The 12,150-nt window shown below is 70.5% G+C and carries 9 protein-coding genes; 4 read left to right on the top strand and 5 right to left on the bottom strand.

Translation table 11 applies throughout. The features are described from left to right. Positions 1-18: 18 nt before the first annotated feature. The 4 genes from Acy02nite_RS09950 to icmB all read right to left on the bottom strand — a co-directional run bounded on the left by Acy02nite_RS09950 (position 19) and on the right by icmB (position 4,539). On the bottom strand, positions 19-1,452 hold the full coding sequence (locus Acy02nite_RS09950; protein WP_203739656.1) for a cell division protein PerM: 1,434 nt from the start codon (positions 1,450-1,452) through the stop codon (positions 19-21). Positions 1,453-1,565: 113 nt separating this feature from the next. Beyond that, positions 1,566-2,447 carry a succinate--CoA ligase subunit alpha gene (sucD, locus tag Acy02nite_RS09945; protein WP_203739655.1) on the bottom strand — a complete coding sequence of 294 codons (882 nt, stop codon included), beginning with the start codon at positions 2,445-2,447 and terminating at the stop codon, positions 1,566-1,568. A 4-nt stretch (positions 2,448-2,451) separates the two neighbouring features. Next, entirely contained in the window at positions 2,452-3,630 is a 1,179-nt protein-coding gene (gene sucC / locus Acy02nite_RS09940; RefSeq protein ID WP_203739654.1) for an ADP-forming succinate--CoA ligase subunit beta, read from the bottom strand. Between the two features lie 504 nt (positions 3,631-4,134). Then, positions 4,135-4,539: a coenzyme B12-dependent isobutyryl CoA mutase small subunit gene (gene icmB / locus Acy02nite_RS09935; protein ID WP_203739653.1), complete on the bottom strand. Its 405-nt coding sequence runs from the start codon at positions 4,537-4,539 to the stop codon at positions 4,135-4,137. A 371-nt stretch (positions 4,540-4,910) separates the two neighbouring features. Between icmB and Acy02nite_RS09930 the strand changes: the two genes are divergently transcribed. After that, positions 4,911-5,669 carry a M23 family metallopeptidase gene (locus Acy02nite_RS09930; protein ID WP_203739652.1) on the top strand — a complete coding sequence of 253 codons (759 nt, stop codon included), beginning with the start codon at positions 4,911-4,913 and terminating at the stop codon, positions 5,667-5,669. A 122-nt stretch (positions 5,670-5,791) separates the two neighbouring features. Then, positions 5,792-6,601, top strand: coding sequence for a M23 family metallopeptidase (locus Acy02nite_RS09925; RefSeq protein ID WP_203739651.1), 810 nt, complete (start codon positions 5,792-5,794; stop codon positions 6,599-6,601). A 112-nt stretch (positions 6,602-6,713) separates the two neighbouring features. Here the strand turns inward: Acy02nite_RS09925 and pcrA are convergent, their stop codons facing one another. Continuing rightward, positions 6,714-9,158: a DNA helicase PcrA gene (pcrA, locus tag Acy02nite_RS09920; protein ID WP_203739650.1), complete on the bottom strand. Its 2,445-nt coding sequence runs from the start codon at positions 9,156-9,158 to the stop codon at positions 6,714-6,716. Between the two features lie 169 nt (positions 9,159-9,327). Here pcrA and Acy02nite_RS09915 point away from each other — a divergent pair, with 169 nt between their 5' ends. Together Acy02nite_RS09915 and Acy02nite_RS09910 are read left to right on the top strand one after the other, a co-directional pair. Then, positions 9,328-11,175, top strand: a complete 1,848-nt coding sequence (locus Acy02nite_RS09915; RefSeq protein WP_203739649.1) for a bifunctional metallophosphatase/5'-nucleotidase — start codon at positions 9,328-9,330, stop codon at positions 11,173-11,175. A gap of 580 nt (positions 11,176-11,755) precedes the next feature. Next, positions 11,756-12,064: a chorismate mutase gene (locus tag Acy02nite_RS09910; protein WP_203739880.1), complete on the top strand. Its 309-nt coding sequence runs from the start codon at positions 11,756-11,758 to the stop codon at positions 12,062-12,064. The last annotated feature ends 86 nt before the right edge of the window (positions 12,065-12,150 follow it).

Below are 12,150 nucleotides of genomic sequence, written 5' to 3'. Positions count from 1 at the left end.
TCAACCGAAATCGGGCGGTTACCTGCGGCCCTTGGTCCCGGCCGGGCGGCGCGGGGTGCTGAAGACCCGGGCGGCCGACGCTCCGAGGAGCACCGAGATCGCACCGACGGCCATGGCGACCAGGCCGGCCTGACCGGCCGCCGGCCCGATCTCGGCGAGCCGCCCACTGCCCACCGGCCCGCCGGAGCACCACGCGAGGATCCCCACCACCAGCCCGGCCACCGGACCGGCCAGCAGGCCCGCGCCGATCAGCAGCGGCCATGCCGGCTCCGGGCCGTCCACGCCGGAGCCGCGGGCCGGGCCCCAGGCGTGCGCTCGTCCGTACCGCAGCCGCTGGGTCAGCCCCCAGCCGGCCACCGCGCCGGCGAGCACCGGAAGCGTCAGCAGCAGCGCACCACCGGCGCCGGCCGGGCCGTTCGGCAGGCCCGCGAGCAGGGGCAACGTGGGCAGGTCACCGACCGAGACCTCGGTCACCGAGACGATCGACCCGGCGCCGAGCGCGAATCCCGGCCCGAGCAGGTAGGCGGTGGCCCAGATCGCGGCGTTCACCGCGTAGGCCACGCTGATCAGCGTGATCCCGGCCTGACCGGCAGTCCCGGTGTGATAGGCGGCGATGATCTTCGTGGCGTCGCCGCCGCTGAGCGCCACCGACAGCCCGCCGACCGCCGCGCCCGCCCCGAGCATCAGGAACGCCGCGACCAGACCGGTCCGGAGGCCGTGGCGCAGCGCCGGCGGGACGCGCCGGGCCAGCGTGGTGACGGCGTCACTGCCCCGCAGCGCGCCGATCAGCGACCCGAGCAGCCCGAGCAGCAGAAAATCCGACGCGGCCCGCGCGGTGGAGACCTCGGTGCCGCGACCATCCGTCAGGTGGGCGGTCAAGGCACCGATGGCGGCGTACGTCGCCCCGACGCACACGGCCACGAGAAGCGCCGAGGAGATCGAGCCGGAGCGCCGCGCCCCGATCGCCCTGGTCACGTGCAGCCCGGCCCGGTTCAGCCGCCACAGCACGAGAGCGGTGAGCAGCAGCGGCGCCAGCCCGAGCGGGCCGATCGACGTGCCGATCGGCACCCCGTGGCCGAGCAGCCAGGCGGCCGCCCCGGCGTGTGCCGCCCCGGTCACGCCGCCCTGCCCCTCCAGGGTGCGGGCCAGCCCCATCGCCGCGGCGACGGGCAGATAGGTGAGCAGCGCGGCCCAGATCGTGGCGAACGCGACCGCGACCGGCAGCGGCGCGCCCCTCAGCCGTTCCGCGGGGCGGCGCTGGGCCGGCACCCGGACCGTCTCGCGGCGGCCGAGCACCTCGTCGTCCACGACGACGGTGTCCCGGGTCTCCGGCTCCGCATCGGGCCGGCGGCCGGCCGGAACGGCCTCGGTGTCCCGCACCACGGACTGCAGCGCCTCGGCGACCGCGAACGGGTCCTCCGAGCCGCCGGGACGGTCGGTTGTGCTGGGCATCGCGACCTACCTTGTCACGCCGGAGCACTTACGGCGATGCAGATACGACGGCGCGCCGCCGATCGGGTCGTGTCGACCCGGCCCGCGGCGCGCCGTTCGTACCAGATAGATGGTCAGCTCATGATCTCGCGCATGAGCCGCGCGGTCTCGCTCGGCGTCTTGCCGACCTTGACACCGGCCGCCTCCAGCGCCGCCTTCTTCGCGTCGGCGGTGCCGGCCGAGCCGGAGATGATCGCGCCGGCGTGGCCCATGGTCTTGCCGGGCGGGGCGGTGAAGCCGGCGATGTAGCCGACGACCGGCTTGGTCACGTTCGCCTTGATGAACTCGGCGGCCCGCTCCTCGGCGTCGCCACCGATCTCACCGATCATGACGATCGCGTCGGTGTCCGGGTCCTCCTGGAAGGCCTTCAGCGCGTCGATGTGCGTGGTCCCGATGATCGGGTCGCCACCGATGCCGACGGCCGTGGAGAAGCCGAACTCCCGCAGCTCGTACATGAGCTGGTAGGTCAGCGTGCCGCTCTTGCTGACCAGGCCGATCCGGCCCTGGGGGGTGATGTCGGCCGGGATGATGCCGGCGTTCGACGCGCCCGGCGAGGCGATGCCCGGGCAGTTCGGGCCGATGATCCGGGTCTTCTCACCCTTGGCGACGTTGTACGACCAGAAGGACGCCGAGTCCTGCACCGGCACGCCCTCGGTGATCACGATGGCGAGCGGGATCTCGGCGTCGATCGCCTCGAGGACCGCGGCCTTGGTGAACGCCGGCGGGACGAAGATGACCGACACGTCGGCGCCGGTCTCCTTGATCGCCTCGGCGACCGTGGCGAACACCGGAAGCTCGGTGCCGTCGAAGTCGACCTTGGTGCCGGCCTTGCGCGGGTTCACGCCACCGACGACGTTGGTGCCCGCGGCGAGCATCCGCTTGGTGTGCTTGGAGCCCTCGCCACCGGTGATGCCCTGGACGATGACCTTGGAGTCCTTGGTGAGCCAGATAGCCATTAGTTCACTTCCCCGCAGCCGCGAGCTCGGCGGCCTTCTCTGCCGCTCCGTCCATCGTGTCGACCCGCGTGACGAGCGGGTTGTTGGCGCCGTCGAGGATGGCGCGGCCGGCCTCGGCGTTGTTGCCGTCGAGGCGTACGACGAGCGGCTTGGTGACCGTCTCGCCCCGCTCCGCGAGCAGCTCGAGGGCCTGGATGATGCCGTTGGCCACCGCGTCACAGGCGGTGATGCCGCCGAAGACGTTCACGAAGACCGACTTCACCGACGGGTCGCCGAGGACGATCTCGAGGCCGTTCGCCATCACCTGGGCGCTCGCGCCACCGCCGATGTCGAGGAAGTTCGCCGGCTTCACGTTGCCGTGCTTCTCACCGGCGTACGCGACCACGTCGAGCGTCGACATGACCAGGCCCGCGCCGTTGCCGATGATGCCGACCTCGCCGTCGAGCTTGACGTAGTTGAGGTTCTTGGCCTTGGCCGCCTGCTCGATCGGGTCGACCGCGGACTTGTCCTCGAGCGCCTCGTGGTCGGGGTGCCGGAAGCCGGCGTTCTCGTCCAGCGTGACCTTGGCGTCCAGCGCCAGCACCCGGCCGTCGCCGACCTTGGCCAGCGGGTTGACCTCGACCAGCAGGGCATCCTCGGCGACGAACGCCTGCCACAGCTTCACCGCGATGTCGACGACCTGGTCGGCGACGTCGGCCGGGAACTTGGCGAGGGTGACGATCTCCCGCGCCTTGGCCTCGTCCACGCCCTTGCTGGCGTCGATGGCGACCTTGGCGACCCGGTCCGGGTCGGTCTCGGCGACCGTCTCGATCTCCATACCACCGGCGACGCTGGCGATGCAGAGGAACGTGCGGTTGGCCCGGTCCAGCAGGTAGGAGAAGTAGTACTCCTCCTTGATGTCGGCCGTCTCGGCCAGCATCACCTTTCCGACCGTGTGGCCCTTGATGTCCATGCCCAGGATGTCGGTCGCGCGGGCTTCCGCCTCGTCCGCGCCGTCGGCCAGCTTGACGCCGCCGGCCTTACCACGGCCACCGACCTTGACCTGCGCCTTGACGACGACCTTGCCACCGAGGCGCTCGGCGATCGCCCGGGCCTCCTGCGGGGTCTCGGCGACGCCGCCGCCCAGCACGGGCAGCCCGTGCCGTTCGAACAGGTCGCGCCCCTGATACTCGAACAGGTCCACGTGTCTCCTTTCGCTCGCGACGCCAAGCGCCGGCAAGCCGCACCATTGCGTCCCGACCTGTTGTGTGCGCGGCGCGTCGCAGTGGCGCCGCCAGCGTGAGGATCGTCCGGCCATCCTTCGAATGGCCTTCATCCGCAGACTAGCGACCGAATCGGGCTCCGTGCCCCCGCGGGTACACGGTGTGCAAGACCACACACTGGAGGGACAAAATCGCAGCTCCGGGACGGTCGGGACGGCTGTGCGAGAAGTGCTTGCCGGGGCGTTCCCTCCCGATGGTCGAAAAAAGTCACGCGGACGCGCGTAACCCCCGTCAGAAGGGCGTCGTTGAGTGTGATGTCAGCGGCCTGCTACACGGGCCCGCGGATCAGAAAGCGGCCGATGCCCTGTCGGTCGAGGGGTGGCGGCGGGGCATCGTGCATAGAGGGGCCGGACGTGTGAGGGGTGCGTCCGGCCCCTCACTATGCCCGTGAGCATTTCCCGGTGCGGGAAGTCGGACGACCAGGGCTAGGCGACCTGGCTGCCGACATTGGCGCGTACCCATTCGATGATGGATGCCGTGGTCGCACCCGGCGTGAATACCTTCGCTACACCGAGTGATTCCAATTCCGTGATGTCGTCCTCCGGAATGATGCCGCCACCGAATACCACGATGTCGCCGGCCTCGCGTTCGGCCAGCAGTTCCAGCACCCGGCGGAACAGCGTCATGTGCGCGCCGGACAGGATGGACAGGCCGATGGCGTCGGCGTCCTCCTGAATCGCCGTCTCGACGATCTGCTCGGGCGTCTGGTGCAGCCCGGTGTAGACGACCTCCATGCCCGCGTCGCGCAACGCGCGGGCCACCACCTTGGCGCCCCGGTCGTGCCCGTCCAAGCCGGGCTTCGCCACGACGACCCTGATCCGTGCTTGCATGCCAACCCCTCTTCGGTGGTCCACCTGAACGAACGGTAACCCGCGGCGCCGGACCGCGGGTAGCACCCCCGACCAGGACACGGCAGGGGAATGGTTACTCCGGTCACATTACTTTCTGTTTTATGGGTGATCACACACCGTTGCTAATTTGCCCCTAAGGAAAGTAAGCCAATTCGGACAATAGCCGATCAATACCGGCGTGGAACTGTCACGAAAATGGCGCTGCGACTTGTGAGCAGGCGGTCGTTTCGTTACCGTGGCCACGGCTCTCGCACAGGTTCACCCCCAAGCGGGCGCCCGGCCAACACTCGTTAACCGCTTGACGCGGGGTGCGAGGGTGCCGCCGCAATGTCGTCGACGGAGGATTGTTCGTGCGCCAGCGCTTGTCGTCTGAGCCCGATCGCTATCGCGGCCGCCGCCGCGTTCCCACCCCTCCGCGCAGCCGCTACGCCGCGGTCGTCACCTCTGCCTTCGTCGGTGCCGGCGTGGTCGCCCTCGGCGCCGCCAACCTCTCCGACGCCAAGGCCGTCAGCCCCGACGTGCTGCAGAGCCTCGACCAGTCCCAGCAGTCGCAGGCCGCCACCGAGGCACTGGCCAACCGCTCCGACCCGAGCCGCGCCTCCCGCGGTGAGAACCGCGATGCGACCGCCAAGGCCGGCGCCGAGCTCACCGCCGACCAGGCCGCCGCCGAGCTCTACGTCCTGCCGCTCGACGACTACGAGTTCACCGCGCCGTTCGGGGTCCGGTTCGGCAAGCTGCACGCCGGAATCGACCTGGCCGCCCCGGAGGGCACGCCGTACATGGCGGTGCACGGCGGCACCGTCACCGCGGCCGGCTACAACGGCGGCTACGGCAACTCGATCACCATCCGGCAGGACGACGGCACCGAGGTCATCTACGCCCACTCCCGGCGGCTGCTGGTGAAGAAGGGCGACACGATCAAGGCCGGTCAGGTGATCGGTGAGGTCGGGAACACCGGTTACTCGTACGGGACGCACCTGCACCTCGAGATCCACGTCTCCGGCAAGCCGGTCGACCCGATCACGTTCCTCAAGGCGCGCGGGGTCGACGTCCAGCTCCAGATCGAGTCGATCTACTCGATGCAGGCCAAGACCGACGCCGACTCCTGAACCACCGGCACCCTTTCGGTAGCAGCTCGGTTGAACCGGTAGGCCATCCCCTCAGCGCTCCCCGCACGGGGCCGACAGAACCGTGACAGCACAGATCACGGTCGTCGGGAGGAGAGTCTCGCGTGGGGCAGACAACGGTCGCGAACGGGCACGGACGGCACCGTCAGGAGCGCCTCCACCGCCACCGGGCCCCGGCGTTCCCGGCCCTGTTCGCCAGCCGCGGCCGATCCGCGATCTCGCTCACCGCGCTGACCGCCACCCTCGCCACCGGGATCGGCGCCGCCGGCGCGGCCGCCTCCGCCGCCACCCCGGGCCACCGCTCCACCCCCGGCGGGCACACCGCCGCGCACGCCACCGCGGCCTGGCCGATCGTTCCGCCGCCCGGTGACGACGCGCCCGCCAAGGCGTACCGGCCGCAGCCGGACACCGGAGACAGCGACGCCGTCGCCGGAGACCCGGTGAAGCACAAGGAGAAGCCCGCCCCGGAGACCGCCACCCGGGCCGTTCCCGCCGGGACCGGCGCCGCCTGGGTCAACCCGAACCCGGCCGCCCGGGTCACCTCCTGCTTCGGACCGCGCTGGGGACGCCTGCACGCCGGTGTCGACCTGGCCGCGCCGGACGGCAGCCCGATCGTCGCCGCCGGCGCGGGCGTCGTGGTCCGCGCCGGAGAGGCCGGGGGCTACGGCAACGCCGTGCTGATCGACCACGGCAACGGCTGGCTCACCCATTACGGCCACCTGTCGCACATCGCGGTGACCGTGGGCCAGGTCGTGCGGGCCGGCGAACAGATCGGCGACGAAGGCTCGACCGGGCACTCGACCGGCCCGCACCTGCACTTCGAGGTGCACGAGGGGCACTACAAGAACCCGGTCGAACCGACCGCCTGGATGCAGCAGCACGGCGTGGGCATCGCCGGCTGCGACACGCACTGAAGCCGGCGGCCGCCGCTCGCGCACGGCCGTGGCACTTCAGCACGGCCGGCGATCCCGCGCATGAGCCGGCGGCCGGGCGGCATCGAGAAACTCGGGCTCGGCTACGAGATGCCTAGATCTTCTCGATCGGGGCGTGCCGCATGATCAGCCACATGGTCTGGTCACCGAAGTCGATCTGCGCCCGGGCGCCCGGGCCGTGCCCCTCCACGGCGACGACCCGCCCCAGGCCGTAGCGCTGATGGTTGACCCGGTCGCCGGGCTCCACCTTCGGCGCCTGCTTGAGCTCGCTCGCGGTGGAGAGCCGGCTGGCGTCGATGCCGAGGCGCTCGGCGATGCGCTGCGCCTTCGGCGTGCCGCCGGAGAAGCCGCCACCCCGGCCACGGTCACCGCCGCCGCGGCCACCCACCCCGCCACCGGTGCCGGACCACGACGTGTACGACCCGCCGGTGCGCTCCCAGCGCACCAGCTCGGCCGGCAACTCGTCGGTGAACCGCGACGGCGGGTTGTACTGCGGCTGGCCCCACGCCGACCGGGTCACCGCCCGGGACAGGTAGAGCCGCTGGCGGGCGCGGGTGATCCCGACGTAGGCCAGGCGGCGCTCCTCCTCCAGCTCGGTGTTGTCCGACATGGCCCGCATGTGCGGGAAGACGCCGTCCTCCAGACCGGTCAGGAACACCACCGGGAACTCCAGTCCCTTCGCGGTGTGCAACGTCATCAGCGTGACCACGCCCTGATGGTCCGGGTCGTCGGAGGGGATCTGGTCGGCGTCCGCGACCAGCGCGACCTGCTCCAGGAACCCGGCCAGTGTGGCCGCCGGTGCCTCCGGGTTCTCCTCGTCGGCCTGGGACTCCACCCGCTCGGTGTACTCCCGGGCGACGCTCACCAGCTCCTGCAGGTTCTCCACACGGCCCTGATCCTGCGGGTCCAGGCTCTCCTCCAGCTCGCTGAGCAGGCCGGACCGCTGCAGGACAGCCTCCAGCACCTCCTCCGGCGGTGCCGTGGCGGCCAGCTCCCGCAGGTCGTCGAGGAGCTGCACGAAGTCGGCGATGCTGTTCGCCGCGCGGGTCGAGATGCCCGGCGCGTTCCGCGCGTGACGCAGCGCCTGACCGAAAGAGATCCGATCGCGGTTCGACAGCGCCTCGACGCACGCCTCGGCCCGGTCACCGATCCCCCGCTTCGGGGTGTTCAATACCCGGCGGGTGCTGACCGTGTCGTCCTCGTTCACCACCGCGCGCAGGTACGCCAGAGCGTCGCGCACCTCCTTGCGCTCGTAGAACCGCACCCCGCCGACCACCTTGTAGGGCAGGCCGACGCGGATGAACACCTCTTCGAACACGCGCGACTGGTTGTTCGTCCGGTAGAAGACGGCCACGTCACCCGGGCGGACGTCGTGGTTGTCGGTCAGCCGGTCGATCTCCCGGGCCACCCAGTCCGCCTCGGCGTGCTCGGTGTCGGCGACGTAACCCACGATCTGCTCGCCGGCGCCCTGATCGCTCCAGAGCCGCTTCGGCTTACGGGACGTGTTCCGGTCGATCACCGCGTTCGCCGCGGAGAGGATCGTCTGGGTGGAGCGGTAGTTCTGCTCCAGCAGGATGGTGCGGGCCGACGGATAGTCCCGCTCGAACTCCAGGATGTTGCGGATCGTCGCGCCCCGGAACGCGTAGATCGACTGGTCCGCGTCACCGACCACGCACAGCTCCGACGGGTCCTGATCGTCCTTGCCGACCAGCTCGCGGATCAGCGTGTACTGCGCGTGGTTGGTGTCCTGGTACTCGTCCACCAGCACGTGCCGGAAACGACGCCGGTACGCCTCGGCGACCAGCGGGTGCGACTGGAACAGGTGCACCGTGGCCATGATGATGTCGTCGAAGTCCAGCGCGTGCGCCTCGCGGAGACGGCGCTGATACAACTCATACGCCTCGGCGACGGCACGCTCGTTCGGCCCGTTCGCCCGGCCCTTGAACGTCTCCGGGTCGACCAGCTCGTTCTTCAGGTTCGACACCTGGGCGGCCAGGCCCCGCGCGGTGTAGCGCTTCGGGTCCAGATCCAGCTCCCGGGCGACCAGCGTCATCAGCCGGCGCGAGTCGTCCGCGTCGTAGATCGAGAACGTGCTCTTCAGCCCGGCGTGCTCGTGCTCGGCCCGCAGGATCCGGACACAGGCCGAGTGGAACGTCGACACCCACATCAAGCGGGCGCGCGGGCCGACCAGGTGGGCGACCCGCTCCTTCATCTCCCCGGCCGCCTTGTTCGTGAACGTGATCGCGATGATCTCGCCGGGATGCACGTCACGTGCGGCCAGCAGATAGGCGATCCGGTGGGTCAGCACCCGGGTCTTGCCCGAGCCGGCGCCGGCCACGATCAGCAGCGGCCCGCCCGCGTGGACCACGGCGTCGCGCTGCGGGCCGTTCAGCCCCTCGAGCAGCGCGGCCGGATCGGCCCGCCGGGACGGGCGGGGCGGCTGGGGCGGCACGGGGCGAACCGCCACCGGCGCCGGGGGCGCCGCCGCCGTGGGCAGCGGGAACAGGGCGTTGTCGGAAGGTTCTGAAGAAGGTCGCATCGCGGGAGCCAGTGTATGCCGACCCCCCGACAGGACATCGCGCCGTGGCGGCGCCGGCATCGGTGTCCGGCAATGTAGTTGTCACCTCGAAGCGGTGGCGCCGGACCCACCGATCGGCGAGTCTGATCCCGTTGCCTGATCGTCCACACAAGATTCGGGGATCGATGTCATGACTTCTCCGCTCCGGCGGCGCATCGGCGTTCCGGCCGTTGCGCTGGCCGTCGTCGGCGCCCTTTCCACGCTGCCGGCCGCGCAGTCCGCAGCGGCCGCGCCACCTGCCGAGTTCGCCCCGGTCACCGCCGCCTACGGGGGCGGCGGGCACGGCTCCGCGGTGGTCAAGGGGCAGATTCTCAGCTACAACGACTTCCACGGTGCGATCGACCCACCCACCGGCTCCGGCGCCGTGGTCAACGCCGGCGGCACGAGCACGCCGGCCGGCGGTGTGGAGTACCTCGCCACGTACCTCAAGAAGTTGCGTGCCGAGGCGAAGAAGGAGGGCCGGGAGACCATCACGGCCGGCGCCGGCGACCTGATCGGCGCGACACCACTGGTCAGCGCGGCGTTCCACGACGAGCCGACGATCGAGTTGATGAACACGATCGGGTTGCAGGTCAGCTCGGTGGGCAACCACGAGTTCGACGAGGGCGTGGACGAGCTCATCCGGATCCAGCGCGGCGGGTGCCACCCGGTCGACGGGTGCCAGGACGGTGACCCGTACCGCGGGGCGAAGTTCAGCTACCTCGCCGCGAACACCATCGACAACAAGACCGGGCTGCCGATCCTGCCGCCCATCGAGATCAAGTACGTCAAGGGCGTGCCGGTCGGCTTCATCGGCATGACGCTCGAGGGCACGGCCGGCATCGTGAACCCGGCCGGGATCAAGAACGTGCACTTCACCGACGAGATCGTGACCGCGAACAAGTGGAGCAACCTGCTCAAGCTGTTCGGGGTCAAGGCGCAGGTGCTGCTGCTGCACGAGGGCGGGGCACAGGGCTCGGCCACCCCCACGCCGGGCGTCTCGGACTGCGTGAACTTCTCCGGCCCGGTGGTCGACATCGTCAAGGGCCTGAACCCGGAGATCAGCATCGTGGCGTCCGGGCACACGCACCGCTTCTACACCTGCAAGCTACCGAACAAGGCCGGCAAGGACACCGTCGTGACCAGCGCGGGCACCAACGGTCAGCTGATCACCGACATCGATTACTCCCTGGACAAGCGGACCGGCAGGTTCACCGCGATCACCGCGAAGAACGTGATCGTCGAGAACGGCGTCCCCGACGGCAACGGCGGCTGGAAGAAGGACGCGGCCGGCGTGTACCTGAAGAACCCGGACACCGTCGACGCCGCGGCGAAGAAGGTGGCCGACAAGTACCGCACCGCCGTCGCGCCGCTGGCCAACAAGGTGATCGGCAGCATCTCCGGTGACATCAGCCGGACCAACAACGCGGCCGGCGAGAGCCCGCTCGGTGACGTGATCGCGGACGCGCAGCTGGCCTACACCTCCGGCAGCGGCGCGCAGATCGCCCTGATGAACCCGGGCGGCATCCGCGCCGACCTCGACGCCGACCAGTCCTCCGGCGGCGAGGCCTACGGCCAGGTCACCTACGGCGAGGCGTTCACCGTCCAGCCGTTCAACAACCTGGTCACCACCGAGCCGCTCACCGGCGCGCAGCTCAAGAGCGTGCTGGAGCAGCAATTCGCCGGTTACGCCGGGCAGACCACCACCAAGATCCTCCAGGTCTCGGCGGGCTTCACCTACACCTGGAGCGCCTCGGCCGCCCTCGGCTCGCGCGTCAGCAACCTCGCTCTGAACGGCACCCCGATCGACCCGGCCGCCACCTACCAGGTCACGATCAACAACTTCCTGGCCTCCGGCGGCGACGGCTTCACCAACCTGGTCGTGGACCCCGCCAAGGTAGTCACCGCCCCTGGCTTCGACGTCGACGCCCTCACCGCCTACCTCGCCAAGGGCCCTGTCGCGCCCGGCCTCGCCAACCGCATCAGCACCACCTCCTGACACCTCGCTCGCCCGGGCCCCCTGACCGGACGGTCAGGGGGCCTCTTCCGTCTGAGCGACTGAACGCGCCGGTCAGGACGCTGCGACACGGAGGGAGAGCGGCAGTTACGCGCCGGATCCCAACGTTCGGGCGGTTTCCTTGCGGGGCGGTCCGGGGGCGGGGCATACTCGGCTGCGTGATCCAGCAGGCGCGATTTTTTTACTACGGCACCGGAAGTCCGGCAGCCGTAGGTCGCCTCTGAACGACAGACCTACTTCAAGCCCCGGGCTTCCACAAGCCCGGGGCTTTGTTGCATCCCGGGCCGGGCTGTCCGGGGCGAATGAGCACCCGAGGAGCACGATCATGACCGCCGACGTGATGGATCAGTCCGCCGCCGACAAATCCGCCACCGACAAGTCCCCCGCTGCCACCGCCACCGACAAGTCCCCCGCTGCTGATGCCACCGACAAGTCCGCCGCCGCCGACAAGTCCCCCATTGCCGCCGCCGGCGAATCGCTCGCGAACCCGATCACGGCGACCGGCACATCGACCGCGAACCCGGTCACGGCGACCGGCAGATCGGCCGGGAACCCGGTGACGATGACCGACAAGTCCGTCGCCGCGGCCACCGCGCTGGACGCCTCGACCGGCGCGGGCCGCCCGCTTGCCGCCGACGAGATCCGCGCGATGCGGGAGCGGATCGACGAGATCGACCAGGCCATCATCGATCTCTGGCAGGAGCGGTCCCGCCTGTCGCAGGAGGTCGGCAAGACCCGCATGGCGTCCGGCGGCACCCGTCTCGTCCTGGCCCGGGAGCGCGAGATCGTCGACCGTTTCCGCGCCGCGCTCGGCCCGGACGGCACCCAGGTCGCCCTGCTCCTTCTCCGCTCCGGCCGCGGCCCGCTGTAACGGCTCCCGGCTGGTCCTCATGGTCGTTGTTCGCGCCTGACAACCATCATGAGGGCCAGCCGAGCACCCTGAGTGCCAGCCGAGCA

This window comes from Actinoplanes cyaneus (genome assembly GCF_016862095.1).
Lineage (GTDB): Bacteria > Actinomycetota > Actinomycetes > Mycobacteriales > Micromonosporaceae > Actinoplanes > Actinoplanes cyaneus.
The sequence above is the reverse complement of the archived record's forward strand: the minus strand, read 5'-3'. Positions and strand labels throughout refer to the sequence as shown.

Excerpts from the sequence above, each read along its gene's own strand:
- sucD (WP_203739655.1), bottom strand. The coding sequence starts at position 2,447 with ATGGCTATCTGGCTCACCAAGGACTCCAAGGTCATCGTCCAGGGCATC.
- icmB (WP_203739653.1), bottom strand. The coding sequence starts at position 4,539 with ATGCAAGCACGGATCAGGGTCGTCGTGGCGAAGCCCGGCTTGGACGGG.
- Acy02nite_RS09910 (WP_203739880.1), top strand. The coding sequence starts at position 11,756 with ATGACCGACAAGTCCGTCGCCGCGGCCACCGCGCTGGACGCCTCGACC.
- pcrA (WP_203739650.1), bottom strand. The coding sequence starts at position 9,158 with ATGCGACCTTCTTCAGAACCTTCCGACAACGCCCTGTTCCCGCTGCCC.
- Acy02nite_RS09915 (WP_203739649.1), top strand. The coding sequence starts at position 9,328 with ATGACTTCTCCGCTCCGGCGGCGCATCGGCGTTCCGGCCGTTGCGCTG.
- Acy02nite_RS09950 (WP_203739656.1), bottom strand. The coding sequence starts at position 1,452 with ATGCCCAGCACAACCGACCGTCCCGGCGGCTCGGAGGACCCGTTCGCG.